This window comes from Vulcanococcus limneticus LL, from assembly GCF_002252705.1.
GTDB lineage: Bacteria > Cyanobacteriota > Cyanobacteriia > PCC-6307 > Cyanobiaceae > Vulcanococcus > Vulcanococcus limneticus.
Map to the genome: position 1 here is coordinate 1 of NZ_NQLA01000042.1, position 23,670 is coordinate 23,670.

Consider the following 23,670-nt stretch of genomic DNA (forward strand, 5'->3'; position numbering starts at 1 on the left):
GGGCGTACGCCCCTGGAGGCAGCTCAACAGGGAGTTGCAGCATGACCACATCCACCCACTCTCATAAGGACTGGACCGACAAAGGGGGTCACGTCAAAACTTCATCCTCCTCACCACCATACTTGTGGCCACGATTGAAGCCTGTGCCCTGCTGCTGCAGCCCTTCAGGCCAGCGGCCACTGTCCGTTTTGGGTGATGTGGCCAGGCGACTGCGGGTAGGCGGCCGCCGCGTGCCATTCAGCCTTTGCGGGCCTTGCGCATCCGCGCCCCCTGCGCGGCCATCCACTGACGCGTCCGGCCTGGTCGGCGGCTGAGGTTGAAGGTGTCCCAGCAGACCACGGCTTGATCCGGTGTGCGCGCCTTGAGCTCGGTTTCGAACTCCACAAGCACTCCCTGCTCCAGGCCCCACCGCCAGAGGGGATGGCGCACAATCACCCACGGTTTGCTGATGGGGTTCGTGGTGGTGAGCCGGAAGGCCACCAGGTCATCTCGGCTGCTGGATCGCACCAGATCCTCGCTTGAATTTCCGCCCCAGAGGCGCAGGTTGAGTCGCGCCACCCGATCAGCCTGTTCCGGCCAGTCGTTGAGCGGTGCCCAGCTGTAATCGCCATCGAGGCCGCAGGTCCATTGCGGTTGCACGAACGCCCGTAGATAGCAGAGCGCCAAACGCCAATCAAGTAGACCATGAACGGCCTGGTTTTCGTAGGTCTTCAGGCAGCTGTAGCAGCTGTCCTGGCACTCCTGGCGGTGCTTCTCTTCGCTCCAGGCCAATGCTTCGGGGATGTCCTCACTGCTGCTCTGATCACTTGTGGGCGACGTGAGGCACTGGCGGATGTGCTCGAGGATCGGCGGCACACCCTGTCGCTCATCCCCCAGCCAGGCGCTGAAGCCCGCCCCATTCACGTGGGCATCCACGATCTGGATTAGTGGCAGCCGCTGGCCATCCACCGCAAACGGCCGCGGTTCCACCGCCTCCAGAGAACGGTGATCCACATCCAGCTCCCGCGTCGAGCGTGCGATCAGCAGCTGCGCTGCGGAAATGGCCGCTGCCCGCACACCCTGCCAGTAGTTGCTGCCATCCGGGCCGGTGCGGGACCCAGCGCGCAGGGCGGGTCTGGGTAGCTCCAGGCTGCTGCCCAGTTCATTGATCGCCAGCAACGGATTCACCGCCTCCGGCAGCAGATAGAGCCCATCGGTGACGCGCGGCGCTACCAGGAACACCGGATCGATGCTGCTGTGGTCGTGGGGCTCCACCTCCGGTTCGGTGAGCACGGACTGGATCACGGGGCCACTGCAGAGGCGCTGATCAATTGCCTGGGCCCGCAGGCTGGGGCTGTCGCGTTGCTGCAGCTTGGGGCTTTCGCGGCTGGCGCGGCGCAACTTGCCCTCGCGCCACACCATCCTGAAACCAGTGCCCTGGGGGCCGCGGTTGAGGCGATAGACGGTGGTGCCGGGCCGCGCCACCAGCTGTAACTGCAGCGGGCCGACGCCGGTCTCCTCACGCTGATGCAGCCAGCTGTGGCGGGGCGGTGGATCGGCATCGGCGCTCAAGGCATTGCTGTAGCTGCCGGGCAGGGATTCGAGGTTTGTGGCGGGCCGGAAATCGGTGCGAAAACCTGCGGGTTCTACACAGCTCTGGGCGTTCCACTCCTTGAGCACTGAGCTGCTCTGGCAGCTGGGGCAGGCCAGCTCCTCCTCCGGTTCGCTGGCCTTCGAGACGTCTTGCCAGGCTCCACAGACAGGGCAGCAGCCCAGCACCAGGCGCCGATCCCAGGGATCGGCCTGGATGGTCTTGAACCCTCCTCCCTGCCTGGCGATACCGCCTTGCCAGTCGATCCGGGGCGTCAGACCGATGCAGAGGTGCTCCAGCTTGTCGTGCACGAGAACATTCCCCGGCGCGAACTCATAGATCGCCACTTCCAGATCCCGATCCAGGCTCACCACCTCTCGTTTCTTCTGGTCGCCGCCGATCACCAGCTCGCGCACACGTGTGGGCAGGCCATACATCGGCAGCACCCCTTCATTGGCCAAATGGGCCGCCAGGCCCGCGGTATTCGCTCCCACCCGCTGGCTGCCTGTGGTGATGGTCTTCAGAAGTTCAGTAGCGGATTCCAGCTCCAAGAGATCGCAGCGCGGGTCATCGAGCGGCCGCTGGCGATTGAGGGCCTGGCGCGTGCGTTCGGCCTTGGTGGCCGTGGCTTCCAAGGCCTCAGCCAACCAGCCCTGCCATTGCTTGAGCTTCTGGGGATCTTCCAACACCCGGGCCGGAATGAAATCGCCGTGCACATCTACGGGCCTCACCAGATCCCCGGCCCACACATCGCCGTTCGCTTGGCGCTGGCGCTGCTCCAGCCAGCGGAAGGCATGGATCAGGCGGTCTTTCCGCAGCAGCCGCTCAGCGATGCGGGCCAGCCGCTTCACAAGGAAGGGCGGCGGGGGTGCATCGCCGGTGATCCGCTCCGGATGGCGGAAGTAGTGCAGATCGTGGCTGCGGCTGCGGCAGAGGGTGAGCACAAACGAAAACGTCTGGCCGCGTCGCCCGGCTCGACCCACGCGCTGCTGGTAGTTGAAGCGCTGCGGCGGCATGTTGGCCTGCAGCACCGCTTCCAGCGGGCCGATGTCGATCCCAACCTCCATGGTGGTGGTCACCGCCAGCATCTCAATTCCGTGGGGTTGGAGAGCGTGGCTCTTCTCCTGCTCCAGGCGGATGCCGCGAAACTCACGCTGACGGCTGGCTGGATCGACTGTTTGACCGGTGAGCTCCTCGCAGCGCAACCGGAACAGCTCCGGTGAGGCCTGGCTGCCGGCGGCATGGTTGTCGAGGGTCCGGCGCAGGCGCCGGCCGAACACATGCTCGCGGATCAGCTCACCGCGTTGTCCGCTGGGCTGCTCTGCCAGGGGCGTGCCGCAACGCGTGCAGCCGCCGATGCCACGGTGGAGATGGACACGCCGGCAGTTCTCACAGCGCCAGAACGGGGCCGTATCAGGCGGCAGCTGGAAACCGATCCGGGCCAGCTCCACGTAGTCATGGGCGGGGCTGGAGTGGCCGCCGAAACGACGTAACAGGGTCTGACCCTGCAACAGGTAGTCGATTGGTTCACCGCCCTGCTGCTCAGCGAACCGCTTGAGCACCCGGGCGATATTGGCCGCACCCCGCTCCAGCTGGTCCGGCGTGATCACGCTGGTTTTTGGATCCCAAGGACATGGGGCGTAGCGATAGTCGTCGGCGTAGATCCGCAGCCAGGCCGCCGCCTGCAACAGCTCATCAGGATTGAAGTCGTCGGCTGCGAGCTGCTCCGGGGTGGGCAGCGGCACGGGGATAGCCAGCCCGGTGGACTCGATCGCGAAGTAGCTCTTGTGGAACACCACATCGGCAAGGGCCTTGAGGATGCGATCGCGCACCATGTCGCCGGCGGCCCTGCTGAATTCGCCGGCCGTGAGGCCTCGGGCCGGAGGGTTGTGCCATCGGTAGCTGCTGCTGTTGTTGGGATCCTGGGCAAACAGCTCCCACCAGTGGAGAGCGACGTTCCGGCCGGCTCTCACCTTCTGCAGGCCCCGGTCGTCGAAGGGATGCACCCCCAGCCGGATCAGGTGGCTCAGTAAGGGGCCCACCTCTTGGCCGGTCTCAGGATCCTGGATTTCGAGGATGGAGCTGAAGGGTATGACCCCGAGCTGCTCCTGCCGCAGGGGCACCAGCAGCTCTTGCTTTTGCTTCAGCAGCGTTTGGATTGCAGGGTTGTCTTCATCAAGGCCGCTCTGGCGCAACGCGGCGAGACCCTGCTCGACGCCCTCCAGCTTCACGGCATTGGGATGACCCCCATCGCTCCCTTCTGCAGCCCGCCGGCGCCTGGCATCCACATCCATCAGCGACACCATCAACACCTCCCGCAGCAGATCGCGGTGATGCAGGTTCTCCACATCCAAGGCAGTACGGGCGGCCCCTTGGCGACTGTCGGCAAAGCTCACCAGGCGCGGGGGATCCTGGCCGTCATGGCGTCCACGGGCCAGGGCATCGAACACCTCGGTAGCCAGCAGCTGAGTGGTGCGGCCATAGCCAGGTCTCAGGCTCTGCAGGGGTGAATAGGTGAGTGGGCTGCCGCCGCGTCCCCACACGCGCCGCTGGCTGTAATCGCTTTTGCAGCGGGGGCAGCGGCACGGGCGGTGGCTGCTGGCACTGCTCTTGCTGAGGCCGTACACCTCGGCATCGCCCTGGCGCTGGAACAGGTAGGCCGGTTGCCAATCACCATGGCCGTTGTCTGTTTCGCGCAGTACCCCGCTCACTGGATCCAGCCAAACGGGCTCCCAGCGCTCCTTGTTGTCGGGGTCGCCCAGTGGCTCGCTGTTGTCGGCCACCGGCCACACAATGGCGTAGTCGTCGTAGGTGAGCTGCTCGAAGCGGTTGGCCAGCGGCTGATCAGGCAACCGCTCGGTATCGGCCTCGTGGGGCAATAGCTCTTGCAGATCAGCAGAACCACTGGCCCCGTCCTGTCGGGCACGGATGCCACCGAGGAAGGTTTCGCCGCAGCACTCGCAGTGGAGCAGCTCGAATTGCCGGCGCAACTCGCGGCTGCCATCTGCGGCTTCGCCGACCTGGCGGCCACTGAGATTGAGAGAGAGGGGCCCCTGCCAGCGTTCTGGCGCTTCTGCCGTGCGCTCTGCCGGCGGCACCACGGTGACGAACAGGCCCTCCGGGTTTTTGAAGAAGGTGTGGAGGCGGAAGCGAGGTAGGGCTGCCTGTGCAGCGAATTGGCCTTCGCCCACTGAGCCCACGATGGCCGCAAGCAGCCGCAGCACTGGCTCCAGCTCGGCATCGCTCCAGCCGTGGTTGCTCCAGATCGCATCGGCGATGGCGCGCAGGCCGCTGGCTCGGTTGTGGCAGGCACGCTCCAGATCGGTGCCAATGCCACGGGCCAGCGTCAGCCAGCGATCCAGCTGCTCACCTACGGCCGGCACGTCCAAAGCATCCAGCAGCGCCTGGTGCGGAGCCTCCAGGGTGGAGCCGTCCAGGTTTTCCAGCGGCAGCAGCGCATCGGTATCGGCTGGGCCCTGATCTGAATTCCAGAAGGCCCGGCAAGCCGCAAGCACCTGGTGGGCGTCACGCGGCAACAACCAAGTGCCTGGCGTGAGCTCACGCTGCTCCTGCTCGCCCGGCACGATCGCTTCGCGCCAGATCTCGCGGTCGGAGCCTGGAGGCAGGCCGAAATCGGCGAAAGCATCGCGCAGGAAATTGAGGCTGTGCTCTCCTTCAGGGCCAGTGGCCGGGAGTGAAGCGCTGGAGGCCAGCAACCTCAGTTGGTGATGCCGCTCAGGTTGATCCAAGCCCAACCGCACCAGTAGCATCCGTAGCAGGTACATGAACTCGGTGCCTTCGCTGCCGCGCTGCAGGTGGAGTTCGTCAATCACCAACGTGAAGCGGTTGCGCGGATCGTTCTCCAGCCACACGCGGGTTTGATCCAGCATTTGCTGCTCGCTGGAGCGGCTCAGCATGGCGTTGAGCATGCTGATGTTGGTAATCAGAATGTCGGGAGGGGTGTGCTGCATGTCCCAGCGGGACACCAACTCTCCACCATCAATTGAGGGGAAGGAAAAGGCCGTTTCCCGTTGGCCCGGGGTTTGATCCCAGCCTGCCTGTTGGTGTGGCTCCAGGCCCAGCTCATGGCGAACGGCCCGCTGCAGATCCTCCATCTCGGCATAGGCCTGCAGCATCTCTTCGATGCGGCGCTTTCGGGCACCTGAAACCTGCTGCTTCCACTTGGTGAGCGTAAGGGCGCGGTCTGGGTCGGGATCAGCCGGCAAGCCTGGGATCAGTCGATCAAGGGGAGTGGTGCCGGTACTGCCTAGACCTTGACCCAAAGCCCGTTCGTGGGGCCGCCAATAGCTAGGCCCACCGGGAGTCTGGCCGGTATAGCGCCCAAAGAAAAGCCGGTTGCCGTTGAGTTCGCGGTCGAACAGATCACGGGCATCCTGTGAATCGATGGCAGCCCGCAAGCGCGCCATCTGGTCTTCGACCAGGGCGTTCATCGGATAAAGAATCAGCGCCCGCACGGCGGCCGTTCTGGTTTCCCCGCTGCGGTGGTGGCGATCCTTGAAGCCATCCCACTCCAGCCCCTTCACCTGCACGCCTTCGCGCAACACGTAGGCACCACTGCTGTCACGCTCAGCCAGGGGGAGGCCATTGGCATCGCACCACCAGCGCTTCTGCAGAAAACCAGTCTGGGGAGCTCTCCAGCCGCCCCTTTCTCGGGTGGCTTCCTCGATGATCGTGGCCAGCACCGGCAGGAGGAATGACTCGGTCTTGCCTGAGCCGGTGCCGGAGGTGACGATGCCGGCATGGCCATCGCGCACGCCCCGCTGCAACATCTGCAGCTGATGGCGATAGGGCTTGAACAACGAACCATCGCCTGCACGCCCGATTAGACCGCAGCTGATGAGGTCGATGAAGACCTGTCGGGCACGTGCTGGCAGGCCTGCGAGAATAGCCTCATCACCTTGCTCATCAAGCAGGTCTTCAAATCGGCGACCATCAAGTGACCATTGGGGCTGGGGCTCGAGCAGAGGATCAGTGCACAGTTTTCCCGCTTCTCGCAGCAACTCTCGCCGCTCACGCCCCAAGCCTGGATCCTCGATGCGAAAGGCTGTATCGAGATAGCTAAGGTAAAGCTCGCGGATGCGGCTAAAGGCGCCGATGGGATCGTGCATTGCTAAAACAATTCTCCGTCGTCAGCCTGGGATTGGCGTCATGAAGGCTCTATAATTGATTCTGCATCGGCACGCTACGGCTTGGCGGCAGTCCCCACACCCTGAAACATGCGCTAGTGCTGGCGCGATGCATTTTCTGCATAGCCCCCCTGCGTTCTCGGTAGCCTGGCATCCATGGTGTATGGCAGCTGTGGGTAGTGAGGGCTACATGCAGTAGTGACAGTCAGAACTGAACTTCCCGTGAACGCCGTCAGGAGGTCTTGCTCCCGAAGGGCACCATTCAGCACCGGCGTGCACCCGGTCTCGTGCCTGCGGGCCTTGTAGGGCGAGCTCAAAATGCACCAACGCCCAATGCGCCGGGCCATCGATCAAGCGCGGCAGCGGAAGCTCAATCGTTAGGCGCCTCCACCCGCTCCAGATACCCCGCCGCCCACACCGCCGGGGCGATGCCGCGTGGCACCAGGCGCCGATAGGCGTCGCTGGCCAGGATCTCCTGCACCGCTTCCCCCAGCAGGGCGGTGGAGCGGCTGCGGGGGAGGCGATGGCTGAGGGTCTGGTGGATCCGCAGCAGATACCAGGCACTGCCCTCGAGCCCGGCGTTGAACCGCTCCCAGCTGCGGGGATCGCGGCGGGCATCGAGCACCAGGTCACGGGCGTTGTGGGCCTTGTCGGCCGCCGTCACCAGCAGGGATCCCTCGGCCTTGGACTCCAGGCTCGCCAGGTAGCGGCTCTTGCGCAGCAGCCAGGGTTCCTTCTCGGCTCCGGGTTCCGTGGGCCCCTGGGTGTCGGTGCAGTCCACCACGATCTGGGCCACCTCCTCCCCGAAACGGGCCGCGATCGAGCCGTGGCTCTGGCCGGCGTCCTCGATGGCGTCGTGCAGCAGGCCGGCGATCGCCTGGTTCTCAGTGCCGCCGTCCTCCCACACCATCGCGCTCACGGCGATCAGGTGGGAGATGTACGGGATCGGCTTGCCCTTGCGTCGTTGGCCCCGGTGCAGCTCAGCACTCCAGCCGAGGGCATCGATGTAGCGCTGGCTGTGGGCGAGGTCGGGGGGTGTCATCGGCTGCTGGTCGGCGTTGGTGAATCGTGTTGGGCTCGGCTGCGCATGCTGTGGCTGGTCCCTCACTCCACCCGGAAGGTCACAGCCATCACGGCGGTGATGTCCTTGTCGATCGTGCGGGTGTCATAGGAGCCCGAGTCGCTGGCTTCGGTGGAGTTCGGCGCCGTGATCTGGAACGAGCCCGTCTCGGCGTTGGTGATCGCACCGATGCTGGCGCCCGCCTCCCAGGCAATCGCCTTGGCCCGCTGGCGGGCATCGCGGGTGGCCTTGGCCAGCATGTCCACCCGCTTCTCCGCCAGCTTGGTGAAGGTGAACGCCGGCTCGTTGATCGTCAGTGGGATGCCCTGGCCCACCAGCGCGCCGATGCGGCCGGAGATCCGCTGGATCTTGGCCACATCCCAGCTGCCGATCAGCACCGCCTGGCGGGTTGTCCACACCGTCGAGCGCAGCTCGCCGCTGCGGGGATCGCGCACCTCCTCCTTCTCCGACTTCACCGCATCCAGCTCCAGCTCATCGGCCGCGATGCCCTGGGCCCTGAGGAAGGCCACGGTCTTCTGCACCGAGGGCTGCAGACCCTGATAGGCAGCCTGTTGGCTGGGCCCGCTGTGGCTCACCAGCACCGACCAGTCCACGTAGTCGCTGCGGATCCGTTCGGTGCTGGCGCCGGTCACGGTGATGGTGTCGTTGGCGTTGCGGATGCCCTTCACCAGCACACCCGTGGCGCTGGTCAGGCCCACCCCGAGCACCGCCATGGCGAACACCAGCGGCGGCGTGCGACGCAGCAGCGTCCAGCTCTGCTCGCGCCAGTGGCGCAGCTGTTCGCGTCGGGGGATCAGGCGGTGCAAGGGGCCAGGCATCGGGGCTGTGCGGTGTGCCGTCAGCGTCGCGGCATGGCGCTGATGCCGGGGCCCGTCTCCTGCGAACCACCACCCCGTTGTTCGCGCGAGGTGGGCGTTGCTGCCGGCCCGCGATCGCCACATTGACTCCATCCGCAGCAACCGCCATGACCCGCATCACCATCCAGTGGCAGGACCAGTTCGGCCGCTGGCAGCACTACACCTCCAGCCACCACGAGGCCAGCGCCTTCCGCACCGCCCAGCAGCGCGCCCGCTCCACCGGCAAGCGCCACCGCCTGGTGGACGACGACGGGCGGGTGCTCGACATCCTCGAGCCCTGAGGGGGCCGGGGATGGACAAGGTCCAGTCGGTGCTCCTTCCCAGGGAAGCGCTGTCAGACTGGGCCCAGATCTGCTCAGCCAGGAGGCCTGGCGCGATGGCCACCCTCACCCTGCATGACGTCCCCGAAGAGGTCCTGACCCGCCTCGAGCAGCGTGCCCAGGCCCATGGCCGCAGCCTCAACAGCGAAGTGCTGGATTGCCTGACGCGCCAGAGCTCTGCCATTGCCGACACAGAGGCATGGCTGCAGCAGGTTGAAGCGTTGCGGTCCCAGCTCAAGGGTGGCCCCATCTCCGTGGAAGATCTGGTCGCAGCCACCGAGCGCCAGAGCCATTGACCGCAGTCGCTGACACCAACGTGGTGGCAGCCCTGATGCTGCCAACTGCGGCCAGTGCTGATGTGGCTGAGCTGCTGCGTCAGGACCCTGACTGGCGTGTTCCGCCGCTCTGGCGATCTGAGTTTCGCCATGTACTGCTGAAGTACGTGCGCACTGAGCTGGCCACTCCTGCGCAGGCTCTTGCTCTTTGGCAGAAGGCGCTGGAACGCTTTGAGCTGAATGAGCACCCCGTCGATGGGCATCAGGTTCTCGACCTGGCCATCCGTTCGGGATGTTCCACCTACGACGCCGAGTTTGTGGTGCTGGCGCAGCAACTGAATTGCTCACTGCTGACCTTTGATCGCAAGCTGTTGCAGCTGTTCCCCGATCGAGCGCGTCAACCCGCTGGGTAGCTGCAGGCTCGCAACCGCCGACCTGCTTCCGGAGCACGGATCGCCACGTTGAATCTGGCAGGGCAGGGCCATCGGCAGGCGTCACCGCCTGGGCCCATGGATGCCATCCTGGGCTCAGAGTCTGACTTGTGGGCACCCAGACCATGAAAGTGACCGTGGAGTTGTCCGACCAGGAGATGGCGGAAGTCCTGGAGCTGACGGGTGAGCGCAAGAAGGGCCCCGCCATCCGCCGCCTGATGGAGGAGGCCCTGCAGCAGCGGCGTCGGGCCCGGATCGCCCAGCGCTTCCTCAGCGGCGAGTGGGGGGTGGAGCTGGAGGCCTTCGAGGGCGACCAGGAGCGCGATCGCCAGCAGGATCAGGCCATCGCCGCCGTGAGTGAGCTGCGCTTCAGGCGGCCGCAGCGCCCTGCCTGAGAGCAGGAGCAGGATGTGGTCAATCCCTCGGAACCGCCGACACAGAGGCATGACTGCAGGAGGTTGAAGCGTTCCGGGCCCAGCTCAAGGGTGGCCCCATCTCCGTGGAAGAGCTGGTGGAGGCCACCGAGCGCCACAGCCATTGACCGCATGCACAGGCCCAGAACCCCTGCCAGCACTGGGCTGCCTACACAACTGAAAACTGATTCAGTAAAGCCAGGGCGTCTGAGCGGGGGCTACGGCGTGAGCGGTCCGAGCTTCCCCAGGTGCTGAACGACCTCACCGCCGGCCTGCTGCCGGACCACGGATCGCCGTGCTGGCCCCTGTGGAGCAGGGCCCATCGGAAGGTGCCGCCGCCTGGCCTCAGTGCCCAGGCAGCGGCAGGTGCTTGCCGCAGTGGCCGATCACCACCCGACCGACCTCCGGATCCCAGTGGAAGTGGATCCTCAGGGTGCGATTGATCGAATCCCCCACTCCGATCTTGAGGTGCTGTTCCATCACTACCTCCTTCCCGTTGTAGTCGAATCGGCGCCATCGCATCGCCTTGGGACTGTTCTGAGTCGTGTTTGATTCCTTCGCGGCAAAGGCGGCCCCGAACACCTGGATCCCGGCCACATCCGGCTGGCCTGCGAGCCGGGCCTCGCGGTAGCGGGTCCCGAGCCGCCACAGCAGCTCGAACAGCCGCTCCCCCCGCTTGAAGCCGACCACCTCATCTGTCGACTTCCAGGCCGACTCCAGCACCACGAAGCTGTCCGGGCAGATCCTGGTCGCCAGGTCGAGAATCTGGCGGGGCCTGAGATCCGCCGCCATGCTCCGGAGCGCATCAAGCAGTCGCTCGCTGGCCTCGGCGTCCGGCTTGCCGGCGCGATCCGCCACTCCGCCCACCGGGCCAAAGCCGGTGCCGCTGCTCATGCTCTCGCTCAGCTCATGGAAGTAGCTGAGCTCCTCCTGCCGCAGGGCCAGGGTGGTCTCCAGCTCCTGGCAGGTGAGCGCCAGGGCGTCGTTCTCCTTCACCGCCAGATCGAGTTCCTGCTGGGCAATGGAGAGCTCCAGCTTCAGGCCCCTGGCCTTCTCCTTCGCCTTGGCCTTCTGGTCCTTGGTCTTGCTCTGGCGTTGCTGCAGCTGCTGCTGGCTCGCCTCCAGCTCGCGCCGCAGCCGGGCCTCATCGGCGCGGATCACCTGCAGGCGCTGGCTGATGTCCTCCTGTTTCTCCTCCAGTTCCTCCAGGCGTTTCTGCCGTTCAAGGCGCCGCGTGGTCTCGCTGGGCACGCCGAACTGGGTGCGGATCAGCTGCTCCACCGGCGCTTCATCCGCCGGCGCCCGCCCGCTGGCATCGGTGAGGCTCAGATACCAGGGGTAATGGCGGCCGTCCTGGGTGGGGTAGTAGCTGTAGCCGCACTTGCTCACGTCGTAGCTGACGCGCAGCAGCTCCTGCAGTTCGCGGAAGGCGGTCTCGGTGCTGTTGATCACCAGCCGCATCTTGTCGGCGCCGCTGGTGCGATCGAAGTCCCACGCAAAGTCGCCGGTCACCCCCAGCTCCTTGAGCCGGCGGCTGGGCTTCTCGATCGGAATCGAGATCTGCAGCCGGAAGGCATCCCGCCGTGAGGTGGTGGCCAGGCCGCTCACCACCGCCTCCAGGCCGGTGGCGGCCTCCGGCACCTCCGCGGCCACCAGGGCCGCCATCCCCTTGGGCAGGTAGCCGATCTCCTGCTCCTTCCAGAACACCTTCACGGCATTCGGATCCCATTCATTTGTCGGCTCGTGCCGCAGCGTCAGCGGATCGCCGATGGCGATGCCGAGCGCCATCTTCTCGGCGGCATCGGCGAGGCGATAGGCCAGGAAGGTCTGAAGGATCTCGCCGCTGCTTTGCTGCTGGCGGCGCTGGCGCGCGGCCCGGCGTTCGGCGGAGCCGGCCGCCTCCAGGTCCTGAAGGCTGCGGAACAGGCTGCCCTTGGGGGCCATCGGTGCGGCATTGCTGTCTAGACGCTAGGCCGGTTTGTCAGGAGCGGAATCCTCCACAGCTGGGTACGGTCTGAATGGACAAGACCTGCGGGAATGGGGGCGTGATGGATTCCAACAATGGGCGAATCGAGAGTCCACCCCTATGTCACGAGAGAAGTCCGCTCGATCTCGGCCCCAGTGCGCAACCTGCCCATCCGCCGCTGCGTCGTCTGGGCCTTCTGCAGGGACAGTGCCAGGTGCCGAAGGACTTCGATCAGATCGCCGCGGACGAGATCGCCGATCTCTTTGAAGGCCACTGAGGCCAGGATGCATCTCTGGAGACCCCAGAACACGCCGATCTTCAGTGGGGCGAGCCTGTGGAAGCTATGGCTGCTGGCGTGTGAGGCTCAACGACCGCCCGCACCCAGATCCACCACCGCATCGGCGAACGAGCCGTAGGTGGCTGGATCACAGGTGAGCAGGATCACCTGCAGACCGCGCTCCACGGCGGTGCCCAGCATGCGCTTCACCAGGTCGATGCGCTCGGGATCCGAGTTGGTGAAGGCGTCGTCGAACACCAGCGGCAGACAGCCGTCGTGGGCGTCCTTGAGCACGTCGGCCATCGACAGCCGCAGGGCCGCCGCCAGCTGTTCGCGCATGCCGCCGCTGAGGGCCTCGAAGTCGTAGAACTCCTGGCCGCGCCGGAGCTGCAGGCCCAGGAAGCCCTTGCTCTGGTCGTAGCCCAGTCGGGCCGCCTGGCCATTGGGCACCAGCGGCTGGAGGTAGTCGCCGATGGCGCGGGCCAGGGGCTCGCTGTAGCGGCTGGAGAGGTCGGCCTGGGCCTCCTGAAACAGCTGCTGCAGGAGCTGATGGGCTTCCGTGAGGCGTACCAGCTGGCGATGGTCTGCCTCGGCTGTCTCCAGCTGGAGCCGGGCCTGCTCCACTGCGGCGAACGGGTCTGCGTTGCTGATGCTGTCGCAACGCTGCTTGGCGGCGCCCCGTTGATCCAGCAGCTCCCCCTGGCGCCTGGTGAGGCCATCGATCTGGTCCTGGAGCCGTTGCTGTTCCCGCTCGGCGTCCTGGCTGCCCAGCGCCGCCCGGTCGGCCTGCAGCTGGCTTAGCTGGGCCTCGGCCCGCTGGCGTGCCTGGGTCAGCTCCGCGAGCCTGGCTGCCAACCCGTCACGATCGCCGTCCTGTTGGATCTGCTGCTCCAGCCGCTGTTGGCGGTCGGCCAGTTCAGCGCGCACCACCTCCAGCTGGCTGGTCTCGCTGAGCCGTTGCTGCTGAAAGTTATGCAACGCCGAACGGGCTGCCTCCAGGTCGCGCTCGGCGGCGTTGAGCGCCGCACCGGTGTGTCGGCTGGTGGCACCGATCTGCTGCTGCAGGGCCTTCAGCTCACTGAGAGCCTGCGGCAAGGGTTGCTCCTGCTCCAGCGCCTGACGGGTCTCGGCCAGCTCCTCCAGCTCGCCATCGAGTTCGCTGAGACGCTGCTCCAGGGCCTCCTTCTGCCGCTCCAGCTGGCCGAGGTCGGCCGGAGCGGCGCTCGCCAGTGCTGCCAGTTGCTGCTCCAGCGCCGTGCGCTGCTCCAGCAGTGCCTCTGCGGCTGCCACGTTGGCGACGCTGAGTGCCGCCAGACGGGTTGTCAGCTGCTCTGCTGCGGTAGTCACCGTGCGCTCGAGATCCTCCAGGGCCTGGCCTCCGCCGGGTGCGATCTCCAGCACCACCCCATCGCCCACCTTCAGCTGGAAGACCGTGCTGAGCCGCTGCTCCTCTCCCACCTGCAGGGGCTGGCCATCCAGGCGCACCGGCTGGTCGGCCCGTAGAAGCTTCACGCCGGCGGCCATCGCCTGCTGGCGGGTGCGGGCGTCGCGGAGCTGTTGCTCCAGCTGCCGCAGCTGTTGCAGATCCGGTTTGCTGAGGCTTGGCAACCCAGTCAGCTGCTGGTCCAGGGTCAGGCGCTGGGCGGCGTCCTGTCGCAGCTTCTCCAGTTCGGTGCCCAGGCGTCCCAGCGACTCGGCCGTGCTGGTGCGCTCCACCAACCGCTGCAGCAGTTGCTGACGCAGCTCCAGGGTCTGGCGCTGCTGGCTGAGGGCGTCGAGGCTCTGGCGATGCTGCCCCTGGGCCGCTACCAGCTCCGCTTCCCGGCCCTCGGCCCCGGCGGCCCTGGCTTCCAGGTCCACCAACTTCGTCTGCAGCTGCTTGATGTCTGCCTGGAGGCCATCGAGCTGCTGCAGAGCCTGCCTGGCTGTGTCATGGCGCAACGTGATCGGCTCCAGCTCCTTGCGGGCCAGCGCGATGGCCACATCCAGGCGGCCGGCCTGCTCCGCCCCTTCCTGCAGACGCTTCTGGCGCTCCAGCAGAGCGGGAAGCTCCTGAGCCTGCAGCCGCTCCAGTTGCTCGCAGAGGTCGGCCAGCTCCTCGCTGGCGGTCTCGTAGTCCGTTAGTTGGTCCAGCGCCCTTGCCATCCGCAGCTGGGCGGCCTTCAACGCCTCTTCGCATACATAGAGCGGTGAGTTCTTCTTGGTGCCGCGGCTGGTGAAGTTCTCCGCCAGCGCTGCCTCAAGCCGCTGCTCCACCCGCTGGTCGAGAGCCGATTGCTGCACGGCGGCACCGCCGCTGCGCTCCAGCTGCAGGCGCAGCTGATCGAAGTCGTAGTTGCTCTTGCCCGTCGCCAGAAGGTCATCGCCTGACAGTCCCTGGCGCACCCAGAGGTGAGCCCAGCGACTGGGGAGCACCGTGCCCGCCTGTCTGCTGCCCACGATCTCGCCGACGCCGAGCAGTTCAGCCAGCACGTCTTCTGCGGCCGGTCCCGTCAGTGCCCTGCCGCTGCTCTCCGCCTGCAGCGTCACCTGCCCGGTGGTGCCGCTGAAGCGCTTGCGCAGGGTCCAGGTGTCGCCCTTGGCCTCAAACCCGAGCTGCACCACCGGCTGGCCCATGTGCAGCCGCGACTGCAGCGCCTCGACCGGCGCGCCCGTGGCCGACGCCTTGAGGAACAGGGCCCGGTGCAGGGCTTCCACCAGGGTGCTCTTGCCCGATTCATTGGGCCCGCCGACCAGGGTGAGCCGCGGCGAGAAGGCCAGCTCCAGCTCGCCATGGAGCCGCACGTTCTGGAGCTGGCAGTTGAGGAGACGCATGGCGGTTCAGCGGGTGGTGGCGAAGTGGAAGAGTTCACAGAGGGCGGTGCGGATCCGGCGCGCTTCGTCGGATTCGGGATCGCCCTCGCGGCTGAGGCGGTTCTGCAGCTGCTGGGCCACCTGGGCGATCAGGGGGTCTTCGCTGCGGGCGGTGAGGGCTTCGAGTTCGGCGGCCTCGGGGGCCTGCTGGCATTCGCCCTTGATCCGCAGCCGCAGCAGCCGGTTCTGCAGGTCGTCGATCAGCTGCTGGTAGCGGCGATGGCCCGCGAGGCTGAGGCTGCCGCTCACCTCCAGCCGCAGCAGGTCGCGGGCGACACGACCGGCGGTGAGCTCCTCGAGCTGGCGTTCAAAGCGATCGAGATCGCCATCGCCGCTGAAGCGCACCTGGAGGTTGTGCCAGCGGATGCGCCCGGTGGGCTGGGGTCGCACCTCCGGCGTGGCCCCCCGCTGGAGCTCCACCAGCAGCACCTGGCCGCGCTGGTTGTCGTCGCCCTGATCGAAGCGATCGGGTTCTGGCGTGCCGGGGTACCAGGCCTGGGGGGTCACCTGCTTGAGGTTGTGCCAGTCGCCCAGCGCGATGTAGTCGATCAGCCCGGCCGGTAGGGCCGCCAGGTCGATCAGGTTGTTGGCGCCGGCCTGGGCCTCCTCATCGCCCTCGTAGTCGCGCCCTCCGAAGCCGTGCACGCCGCCGTGGGCGAGCACGATGCGCGGCCGATCGGTGGGCAGGCTGCTCCAGTCGAACCCCCGCAGCCACTGGGTGGGATCACTACTGTCCTGGTTGCGCAACAGCGGACAGGGCAGCACCACGGCCTGATCGAGTACCAGGGGCTGGCGCTCCAGCAGCAGCTGCAGGTTGGGGGCCAGTTGCCTCTGGTGCCTCAGGAAGTCGTCGCGGTGCCACACCGTTCCTGGTGCGCCGTGGTCGTGGTTGCCCGGGATCACCAACACCGGCACCTCCATCTCGCCGATCAGCTCCAGGACCTCCAGCACTGCGGTGGTGGCTGGGGTTGGTGAGTCGAAGAGATCACCCGCCACCAGCACGAGCTGGGCCTCCTGCAGCCGCACCACGTCGCGGATGCGGCCGATCGCCGCCAGACGCTCCTGCTGCAGCCGGAAACGCTTCTGCTCGTCGGCGACCGTGCCGTAGGGCTTGCCGATCTGCCAGTCGGCGGTGTGCAGGACGCGGAGTTGGGTCACAGGCGGGCGGGATGGTGAGCGGGCGTTGAGCAGACGCTATGGCGATCGCATCAGGGTGATCGGGGTTCCCGTGCGAACAACGGAGATCGCTGCGGCGGCAACTGCCAGCTGCGGGTTGAAGCGTCGTGCCAGATGACTCCCGCTCAGGAAGGGAGCAGGGGCACGCCTTCCTTGCTGGCGGCGGCGTTCAGCGCCTGATCGCGGCTCGCCAGGGGGAGTCCAAGACGAAGGGCCAGCTCCAGGTAGGCGGCGTCATAGGTGGTGAGGCGATGGCTGCGGGCCAGGGCCTGGGTGTCGTGCCAGGCCGTGGCGGAGGTGGCCTGGTCGATGTGGATGGGCAGCGTCTCCAGCAGTCCCAGAAAGATGCGGATGGCTGCCGGCGTGATCCGCCCCTTGCGTTCGGCCTGAACCAGCACATTGCCGATTTCCCAGAGCCAGAGCGAGGGCACCTGGGCCTGAGCTCCCTGCAGCCGCGCCAGGAGCGCCCAGACCTCGGCACTGGCCTCATCGCCAAAGCACCAGGCACAGCTGAGCGAGGCATCCAGCACGAAATCCCCACTTGCCGTGGTCATCGGCGGCCGGCGTCCCGCAGCTCCTGGACTGTGAGCCCTCCGAGGGTCTGGCCCTGGCTGAACTGCTTCAGGGCTTCGATGGTGTGGGCCAGGTTGGCGGGAGGCCTGTCGCCAGGGGGCACAAGCCTGGCCACCGGCCGCCCGTGGCGGGTGATGGTGATCTGCTCGCCGGCGCTCACCGCATCGAGCAGGGCCGCCAGGTGGGTCTTGGCCTCAAAGGCGTCGACGGTACGCATGGCGGGAGGGGGCAAGACCAGATCAACCAGTCAACAACCAGTTTTGGTGATCTCCATGGTCACGCCGTCCATCAACCGGCACAGCCCGCTGAGGCGTTGCACGTTCTGAATGCTGCTGCTGATCCCGGTGGCCAGCTGGGGCGATCCCACCACGATCGAGAGGCACTGAGCGCGGCTGATCGCCACGTTCACCCGGTTCGGGTCCAGCAGGAAATCCAGGCCGCGGGGGGCGCTGTCGCCGTCACTGGCGGTGAGCGAATGGATCGCCACCGGCGCCTCCTGCCCCTGGAATTTGTCGACGGTGCCGACTCGGGCCCGCTCGCCGAGGCGTTTCTGCAGGCGGTTGACCTGCACGTTGTAGGGGGCGGTGATCAGGATGTCTCTGCCGCTGAGCACCCCCTCGACGATCTCCAGCTGGCCGTTCGTGAACCGGGCCCGCCGGTAGGGCCGGCCATGCAGCCGCTCCACCAGGGCCACCATGTGCTCCACCTCTTCTTCGCTGAGGGTGCTGTTGCCGCTGTGGGGCACGGGCTCAAACACCAGCCCCTGCCCTGGGCCGTCCCAGTGCACCTGGTTGGCCGCGTTCAGCGGGGCTGCCTGCAGCTGGCCGTCGTAGAAGAGCTCCGACACCAGCTGGGTGAGCGGCGGTGGCATGCGCCAGCTGGTGGCCAGAAAGACGCCCCGATCGGCCGGCACCACGGCGTGATCCTGCATCACGTAGTCGATGCAGGACAGACCACTCTCCTCCGGGTGGGCCGCACGGTTGGGTTGGGAGAGCTGCTGCTGATCGCCCACCAGCAGGATGTTGCGCGCCACCCGGCTCATGTAGAGCAGGTTGCTCACGGGCACCTGGCCGGCCTCGTCGATCACCAGCAGATCGAATGGCGCACCGTCGTAGGCCTCCTTCACCAGGGTGAATACGGTGCCGCCGAGCACGGCGGGGTCCTCGGGCAGGTCGGCCTCCTTGAGGGCCTGGGCGCGGCTGCCGGCCAGGGATTTCACATCGGCGGCATGGCCGCTGCTGCTGGAGGCCTTCACCACCAGGGCCTCACTGCCGCGCGCATCCAGGCACTCCTGCGCCTTGATCAGGACGTTGTTGATCGCCTCATTGGTGGTGGAGCTCACCGCCACCCGCTGGCCGGCTGCCACCAGCTCAGCGATCAGCGCTCCGGTCACGGTGGTCTTGCCGGTGCCGGGCGGCCCCTGCAGCGACAGCCCGATTCCATCGGCCTGCTGCAGGAAGGCCGCCAGTTCTGCGGCGGTCGTGTCCGGTGCCTGGCGGATCCGCTGGTTCAGCTCCACCAGCTCCGGCAGCGAGCGGCGCTCCAATAGGTGCAGCAGGGCTGGCGGCAGGGGCTTGCGCTCGAACACCCAGCCCTGGGCCAGGTGCACCAGGTCCTTGAGCATGTGCCTGTAGATCTGCTTCGGCAGGGGCACCAGATCGGCCTGAGCGGGCAGCTGCGATCCCGTCAGGTCAACGGCTTTCGCGAGAGCATCTGCCGTCGCCTTCAAGGTCACCACGTCAGCCTGGGTCTCGTCGAGCAGGCCCTGCGTGCTCCAGGGCTTGCCATCGGCCAGAGAAAGCCGCTCCAGGGGCAGCAACCGCTCCCCGTCCCGGACCAGTGGCACCACGGCAAAAGTGGGATGGCCCCCCTCCCTGGCGGACAGCTTGAGGGCCTGGCTGGCATCAAAGCGGTAGCGGAAGCCGAGCGAGCGTTTGATTTGCTCCACACCCTCCAGTCGCGCCCTGGCGATCACCTCGCTGTCGTCCTCCCGTTCCTCCGGCGTCATCTGCAGCCGGTGGAAGAACTCCCACCACTCGACCTTGCCTTCCCGCTCGTGGAAGTCGATCAGCTGGGCGATCAGCTTCTGCAGCCGCCAGCTGAGGCCGCGGGGGCCCTGGGCCTCGGGGTCCTCGAGGCTGCCGGGGAGCTCGGCCAGCAGCTCACGGGCCGCCACCTCCAGGTCCTTCTCGTAGGCGCTGGCCTGCACCTCGTCGAGCTCGCCGGTTGCCGCTGCCCCCCACTTGTTCATCCGAAACGGAATCTGCTGCATCTCGGGCAGCCCGAGCAGGAAGCGATGCAGCCCTTCGGTGACCTGGCAGTCCTTGTCGTTGTAGTCCTGCAGGGCCTGCAGCAAGGGGCTCTGACCTGGTGCTCTGCCGGGCAGCGGCGGCTCACCGGATTTGCGCCATTCGGCGTACTGCACCACCGAATCGGCGGCGCTCTCCACCTCCTCCTGGCGGGCTTCGCCGTAGAGCCGCTCCACCTTCTTGATCGAGTAGCTGGGGGCGCCGATCAGCAGGCCGTTGCGCACGATCGGGTAGAGGTCCACCAGCAGCTCCTCGCGCAGCCACTGATCGATCAGGGCCTGGTGGATCTGGTGGCGGGAGGCCAGGTGGCCAAGCGCGGTCTTCTCATAGCTGGCGTAGTGGTAGACGTGCAGATCGGGATGTCGCGCCCGGCGCTCCTGCACCCACCCCACGAAGCCATCGAAGGACTGCTTCTCCTCGGCCGGGCTGTGGGCCCACCAGCCCTTGAACTGCAGCTCGCCCTGGTCGTCGCGGTAGCAGGCGCCAAACAGGTATTCGAGCTTCTCGCCGCTGATCGGGTCGGGGTAGCCCTCCATGTCGAACCAGATGTCGCCGGTATCGGGGGCCGGCAGCATGGCCAGCCCACGGCTCTGCTGCTCCCTGGGTCGCACCGCAAAGGCCGGACGCCCATCGCTGCGCTGCTCACTGGCGAGCTGGATGCGGGCCTGATCCCGCAGCCGCTGCAGCACCGCCGGATCCAGCCCGGGCACGACCTGATCGTCCGCTGAGGCGGCCAGCGCGTCGATGCTGGTGATGCCTGCGGCCCGCAGCTTGCTGCGCTGGCTCTGGCGCAGGCCTGCCACCAGGATCAGATCGCGCTTCTCCTGCAGCCGCTGCTCGATGAACGTCTCCCACAGGCCGTGGTCACCGGGCGCATCCTCAGGCTCCTGGCTGGGATCAAAACGGGCCCGGAACTCGCGGTAGCGCTGGCGCAGCTGCTCGTACCAGCTCCAGAAGCGGGAGGCGGGGTAGCCCTGCTCCTCTTCCTCGAAGCGTCCGCCACCCAGGTAGAGCTTGAAGTGCTCGGGCCGGTGGCCCAGGATCGGCTCCAGCAGCTCGCAGTAGGCACAGGCCTGCACGAGGTAGATCGGCTTGGGATGGCTGGAGAGCTTGCACTCGATCGGGATGTAGCTCCAGCTCCCCAGGGCGGAGGGCCGCTCGATCCGCTCCAGCAGGTCGGCGGAGCCGCGCATCTCGTCGTTGCGCAGCGACGCCTGCCAGATGAAATCAGCCCCGGAGCGCATCGCTTCCAGCGTGGCGGCGTAGTCCTCCTCGTCCTGTCGGCCCCTCAGTTTGGCCACCGTCCTGCCAGCTGCCTTCAGGTTCGAGATCAGCACCTGTTCGTGCTCCAGCCCGGAGGCGAACAGCAATTGATCCAGGGAGCTGGCCTGAGGCTTTGTGGCCCGCTGCGGATCGGTGGCATGCACCTCCTCCCACCAGGCGCCGATCACCGGGCTGCGGCTGAACAGCGCCAGCTGGGTCGGGGTGATCAGGCGGTCGGTCAGGTTCAGGGGCATCGGTGTAGATGGAGAGGAAACGGTGGAAGGGTGAGCGGGAGACAGGGCAGGGACCGTGGCCGGCGGTCACTCCAGATCGACGGAGTCGAGCAGCATGCGGCTGCGCATCAGCCGGTCGGCATCGACGGCCCAGGCCGCGATCTGGCTGTGCTTGGCGTCGGCGTCATCCTTCATCTCCTCCACCACGTCGTCGTGGAAGCTCTCCAGGTGCCGCAGGATCGCCAGTGCGATCTGCTGGTCCTCGTAGGCGGTGGTGTCGAGCTTTTCGATCAGCTCGATCGCCTGCTTCACCTTGGGGCTCTGCTGCCGCTCGGGCTTCTCGGGGCGTTCGGGCTTGTTCTCCTGCATGGCGATCAGTTCCTGGGGGCTGTTGGGGATGCCGCTCACGGCACCGGCGGCCGGCTCGGCCTGGGCCATCTCGGCCTCGGTCATCTCGGGGTGCAGCCCCTCGCTGGGATCGACGGGCTTGCCGGCGCGGTAGCGGTAGCGGCCGCTGCGGTTCCGGGGCTCATCGGCGGAGGGGTTCTGGGGCTGGTCGGCGGGGGAACTCATCGGGACTGCGGCGGCGATGTGTTCAGGATCGCGCCGGTGGACGGGAGGGACAGCCTCTCTCGTGCGACTGACCAAGACCCGTTGCGGTGCAAGGGATCTCTATGAAGCAGCACAGAGGGAGCCATACGCCATGAGGCGCAACGGCCTTTTGTGACTACAAAAGGTTTGTTTACCCTGCTCCCACTTCTGATGGAGAAAGACAGCTGGACTCCTGCGCAGCCCCAGGATGTCTGAGGGCAACTGCTGAGCTGGGAACGACCGTACTGGGTCGCAATGGTTCTGCGGTCTCGACTCCGAGTGTCCTAGCGGCGTTTCTGCCGATTGACCGATCCGAATCGACACACCCAACGCCCGCCCTGCCGGTGCCGGCGATCGAGAAGAGGAAGCACCGCTGGTACACCCGCAGCAGCCTGGAGTGGTGTCCACCGGGCTCGTGTCACCTGACTGACTCCAGCCATGACCTTACCGTCGGAGCCCTAGAAGCGTGCAATGCGTTTTATGCATACATCTGGAGGGGATGTCGTGCGAGACTATCCAGTCATGCACTATGCTCCTACTTTGGATTTCCGTCTTCAATGGCAAACACAGGATTTATCGAAGAAAATGGTCAGCTGACCTTTGTTCCGGTAACTCCGAGTGCTTGGCTCTTCAGCTTTCAGGGATCTGAAGAGCTCCTTACAAGCCTCGAGAAAGACTTGGTCGAGCATGTAAGTGGTATTATAGAGCAGACTGGTGGCATAGATGACTTTGGCGGATTTAGCGAAGAAGAAGAGGCGTTGTGTATTCAGTCTTGGCTGACTGACTTCATGAATGAGCATAATCGCGCCAAGGTGCTGATTTATGAGCTTGGTTTCGACACCTTTCCTGCAGAAACATTGAAGTCGTCGACCAAGAAGCTCATCAACCTGTTTGATACGTGCCATTCCGATAGCATGGCATTTCGGCCAACCAGATTGATCCGGGATACGGATTCTGAGATTTATTCCGCTGCGGAGCGACTTGAGGAAGTCTTCTCTCGACTTGAGCTGATTGCGATGGTAACCATTGCGGGTCTCGCGGGTAAATACGATCTAGATATTTCAGGCATCTACGAGGAATGGGCTAACAATGGATGGGATGCGGAGATCAATGCTCTTACTGCTTATCTGGAGAATTGATGCCAGGCTTAAGACCCATTGCTGGATATGAATGATGGCCTCAAAGCAGACTGGTCGCTACCTACGATACAAGCTCGCCTTTGAACGACTTGATGAAGCCCTTGAAGAAGGATGGCTCTTGGAGGCTATCTCCCTTGAAGAAAGTATCATCTCTGACCGCCTGCTATCAGCCTTGCAAACTCTTGTCGGAGAAACTTCCGCAAGGCAGAGCCTGAATAATCTCATCAACCAAGCAAAGAAAGCTTTCGCTGAAAAAGGAGGTGATACGGAAGACGACTTATTCGACCAGCTTCATCAATGGCGGCAGGATCGAAATGAGTGTGTTCATGCCTTCTGCAGGCTTGACGATCACGCTTACTCAGACAGCTCGGCTGAGATCTTTGGTGAAAAGATGTGGGAGACCGCGAAGAAGGGGCGTGAGCTCGTTGACTTAGTGAAACACCTTTCAAAGATCGCCAAGAACATCTCTAACTGATAGGTCAGAGGTTCAACCCATGAAGGTAGTGTTCTTGAACTTGTCAGCCTAACGCTCAAGATCAGCGGCGGAGCAGAAACTTGGCATCAAGCAAGGAATAATGACCCCGCCCGCTGGATCTTGATGTTAGACCTCAGCACCATCGCGTCAAGTGGGATCAAAAAGGCATCTTCGATAACTGATCAGTAAGGAGAGAGGCCACCAGAGTGCCTCCTGCTTTCTCTAGGATAGATCTAATTGATCTGGCACACTCACGAAGAATTGTTGACTTCGGCTTTGGAGAGGACAATTGGCTCGAAATCGTCTCAACCTCAGCCCTAAGTTCAGATTCTTGATCGGACGAGAGCTGAAGATCCTGAATTTTGCTTGCAAGCAGTTCTACGAAAGTTGAAATTGCTTCACTGTCTATCTGATGCTGTGAATGCACTTGGACGGCAGTGGCATTTGACTGCTGGATCTGTGGGTTGTGTACAGGTCCGTAAAAGTTATTCACTGCCTGTGGGGTACCTTGGGCAGAATGAGCCTCTTGCGCTGTGAAAGTCATTCCCTCACCAACAATCCCTTCCTCTTCAAGCTTTAGTGTCCAGTTCAGGATCACATTGCGAACCTGTTCGACAATTCTGAGCTGGCGTCCCCTTCAGTGGTGTAATTCCCCCGGCACTCCCACCCCGGCGTAGCTGGGGTGGGCCGCGCACCTCAGGCGATCGGCTCCACAGCTGAC

At 65.3% G+C, this 23,670-nt stretch carries 17 protein-coding genes; 6 read left to right on the forward strand and 11 right to left on the reverse strand.

The features are described 5' to 3' along the window. Window positions 1–237: 237 nt before the first annotated feature. The 3 genes from CJZ98_RS13725 to CJZ98_RS13735 all read right to left on the reverse strand — a co-directional run bounded on the left by CJZ98_RS13725 (window position 238) and on the right by CJZ98_RS13735 (window position 8,511). Entirely contained in the window at window positions 238–6,390 is a 6,153-nt protein-coding gene (locus CJZ98_RS13725) for a DEAD/DEAH box helicase (protein ID WP_157910996.1), read from the reverse strand. Between the two features lie 697 nt (window positions 6,391–7,087). Beyond that, window positions 7,088–7,759 (reverse strand): HD domain-containing protein, encoded by a 672-nt coding sequence (locus CJZ98_RS13730; protein ID WP_094591700.1) that lies wholly within the window; start codon window positions 7,757–7,759, stop codon window positions 7,088–7,090. Window positions 7,760–7,821: 62 nt separating this feature from the next. Further along, the gene (locus tag CJZ98_RS13735) at window positions 7,822–8,511 is read right to left on the reverse strand and encodes an SIMPL domain-containing protein (protein ID WP_094591711.1); all 690 of its coding nucleotides are present in this window, start codon (window positions 8,509–8,511) and stop codon (window positions 7,822–7,824) included. A 251-nt stretch (window positions 8,512–8,762) separates the two neighbouring features. Here CJZ98_RS13735 and CJZ98_RS18885 point away from each other — a divergent pair, with 251 nt between their 5' ends. The 4 genes from CJZ98_RS18885 to CJZ98_RS13750 all read left to right on the forward strand — a co-directional run bounded on the left by CJZ98_RS18885 (window position 8,763) and on the right by CJZ98_RS13750 (window position 10,076). Then, complete coding sequence (locus CJZ98_RS18885) at window positions 8,763–8,936, forward strand: hypothetical protein (protein ID WP_198537803.1); 174 nt, start codon at window positions 8,763–8,765, stop codon at window positions 8,934–8,936. 95 nt (window positions 8,937–9,031) lie between these two features. Beyond that, window positions 9,032–9,271, forward strand: a complete 240-nt coding sequence (locus tag CJZ98_RS13740) for a FitA-like ribbon-helix-helix domain-containing protein (RefSeq protein WP_157910997.1) — start codon at window positions 9,032–9,034, stop codon at window positions 9,269–9,271. Beyond that, a complete protein-coding gene (locus CJZ98_RS13745; RefSeq protein ID WP_094591702.1) occupies window positions 9,268–9,663 on the forward strand; it encodes a type II toxin-antitoxin system VapC family toxin in 396 nt (131 codons plus the stop codon). The genes CJZ98_RS13740 and CJZ98_RS13745 overlap by 4 nt, the downstream gene beginning before the upstream one ends. A 143-nt stretch (window positions 9,664–9,806) precedes the next feature. After that, window positions 9,807–10,076 carry a hypothetical protein gene (locus CJZ98_RS13750; RefSeq protein WP_094591712.1) on the forward strand — a complete coding sequence of 90 codons (270 nt, stop codon included), beginning with the start codon at window positions 9,807–9,809 and terminating at the stop codon, window positions 10,074–10,076. 363 nt (window positions 10,077–10,439) lie between these two features. Here CJZ98_RS13750 and CJZ98_RS13755 read toward each other — a convergent pair whose 3' ends face one another. The 7 genes from CJZ98_RS13755 to CJZ98_RS13790 form a co-directional block, all read right to left on the reverse strand. After that, window positions 10,440–12,038, reverse strand: a complete 1,599-nt coding sequence (locus CJZ98_RS13755) for an HIRAN domain-containing protein (protein WP_094591703.1) — start codon at window positions 12,036–12,038, stop codon at window positions 10,440–10,442. 386 nt (window positions 12,039–12,424) lie between these two features. Next, window positions 12,425–15,151, reverse strand: coding sequence for an AAA family ATPase (locus CJZ98_RS13765; RefSeq protein ID WP_094591704.1), 2,727 nt, complete (start codon window positions 15,149–15,151; stop codon window positions 12,425–12,427). Window positions 15,152–15,157: 6 nt separating this feature from the next. Further along, window positions 15,158–16,348 (reverse strand): metallophosphoesterase family protein, encoded by a 1,191-nt coding sequence (locus CJZ98_RS13770; RefSeq protein ID WP_094591705.1) that lies wholly within the window; start codon window positions 16,346–16,348, stop codon window positions 15,158–15,160. Window positions 16,349–16,491: 143 nt separating this feature from the next. Beyond that, on the reverse strand, window positions 16,492–16,920 hold the full coding sequence (locus CJZ98_RS13775) for a type II toxin-antitoxin system VapC family toxin (RefSeq protein ID WP_094591706.1): 429 nt from the start codon (window positions 16,918–16,920) through the stop codon (window positions 16,492–16,494). Further along, a complete protein-coding gene (locus tag CJZ98_RS13780; protein WP_094591707.1) occupies window positions 16,917–17,156 on the reverse strand; it encodes a type II toxin-antitoxin system Phd/YefM family antitoxin in 240 nt (79 codons plus the stop codon). Before CJZ98_RS13780 ends, CJZ98_RS13775 begins: the two co-directional genes overlap by 4 nt. Window positions 17,157–17,186: 30 nt before the next feature. Further along, complete coding sequence (locus tag CJZ98_RS13785; RefSeq protein ID WP_094591708.1) at window positions 17,187–20,765, reverse strand: TM0106 family RecB-like putative nuclease; 3,579 nt, start codon at window positions 20,763–20,765, stop codon at window positions 17,187–17,189. Window positions 20,766–20,831: 66 nt separating this feature from the next. Beyond that, on the reverse strand, window positions 20,832–21,317 hold the full coding sequence (locus CJZ98_RS13790; protein WP_094591709.1) for a hypothetical protein: 486 nt from the start codon (window positions 21,315–21,317) through the stop codon (window positions 20,832–20,834). Window positions 21,318–21,892: 575 nt separating this feature from the next. Here CJZ98_RS13790 and CJZ98_RS13795 point away from each other — a divergent pair. Beyond that, entirely contained in the window at window positions 21,893–22,474 is a 582-nt protein-coding gene (locus CJZ98_RS13795; RefSeq protein ID WP_157910998.1) for a hypothetical protein, read from the forward strand. A 34-nt stretch (window positions 22,475–22,508) separates the two neighbouring features. Then, window positions 22,509–22,949, forward strand: coding sequence for a hypothetical protein (locus CJZ98_RS18400; protein ID WP_157910999.1), 441 nt, complete (start codon window positions 22,509–22,511; stop codon window positions 22,947–22,949). Window positions 22,950–23,106: 157 nt separating this feature from the next. On the opposite strand, the gene CJZ98_RS18405 is transcribed toward CJZ98_RS18400, so the two are convergent. Further along, entirely contained in the window at window positions 23,107–23,568 is a 462-nt protein-coding gene (locus tag CJZ98_RS18405; RefSeq protein ID WP_255082760.1) for an AbiTii domain-containing protein, read from the reverse strand. Between the last annotated feature and the right edge of the window lie 102 nt (window positions 23,569–23,670).

What these genes read in the sequence shown, in the direction of transcription:
- CJZ98_RS18400 (WP_157910999.1), top strand. Translation starts at nt 22,509, where the DNA reads ATGGCCTCAAAGCAGACTGGTCGCTACCTACGATACAAGCTCGCCTTT.
- CJZ98_RS18885 (WP_198537803.1), top strand. Translation starts at nt 8,763, where the DNA reads ATGACCCGCATCACCATCCAGTGGCAGGACCAGTTCGGCCGCTGGCAG.
- CJZ98_RS13735 (WP_094591711.1), bottom strand. Translation starts at nt 8,511, where the DNA reads ATGGCGGTGCTCGGGGTGGGCCTGACCAGCGCCACGGGTGTGCTGGTG.
- CJZ98_RS13755 (WP_094591703.1), bottom strand. Translation starts at nt 12,038, where the DNA reads ATGGCCCCCAAGGGCAGCCTGTTCCGCAGCCTTCAGGACCTGGAGGCG.
- CJZ98_RS13730 (WP_094591700.1), bottom strand. Translation starts at nt 7,759, where the DNA reads ATGACACCCCCCGACCTCGCCCACAGCCAGCGCTACATCGATGCCCTC.
- CJZ98_RS13785 (WP_094591708.1), bottom strand. Translation starts at nt 20,765, where the DNA reads ATGCCCCTGAACCTGACCGACCGCCTGATCACCCCGACCCAGCTGGCG.
- CJZ98_RS13740 (WP_157910997.1), top strand. Translation starts at nt 9,032, where the DNA reads ATGGCCACCCTCACCCTGCATGACGTCCCCGAAGAGGTCCTGACCCGC.
- CJZ98_RS13750 (WP_094591712.1), top strand. Translation starts at nt 9,807, where the DNA reads ATGAAAGTGACCGTGGAGTTGTCCGACCAGGAGATGGCGGAAGTCCTG.
- CJZ98_RS13775 (WP_094591706.1), bottom strand. Translation starts at nt 16,920, where the DNA reads ATGACCACGGCAAGTGGGGATTTCGTGCTGGATGCCTCGCTCAGCTGT.
- CJZ98_RS13790 (WP_094591709.1), bottom strand. Translation starts at nt 21,317, where the DNA reads ATGAGTTCCCCCGCCGACCAGCCCCAGAACCCCTCCGCCGATGAGCCC.
- CJZ98_RS13795 (WP_157910998.1), top strand. Translation starts at nt 21,893, where the DNA reads ATGGCAAACACAGGATTTATCGAAGAAAATGGTCAGCTGACCTTTGTT.
- CJZ98_RS13780 (WP_094591707.1), bottom strand. Translation starts at nt 17,156, where the DNA reads ATGCGTACCGTCGACGCCTTTGAGGCCAAGACCCACCTGGCGGCCCTG.
- CJZ98_RS13765 (WP_094591704.1), bottom strand. Translation starts at nt 15,151, where the DNA reads ATGCGTCTCCTCAACTGCCAGCTCCAGAACGTGCGGCTCCATGGCGAG.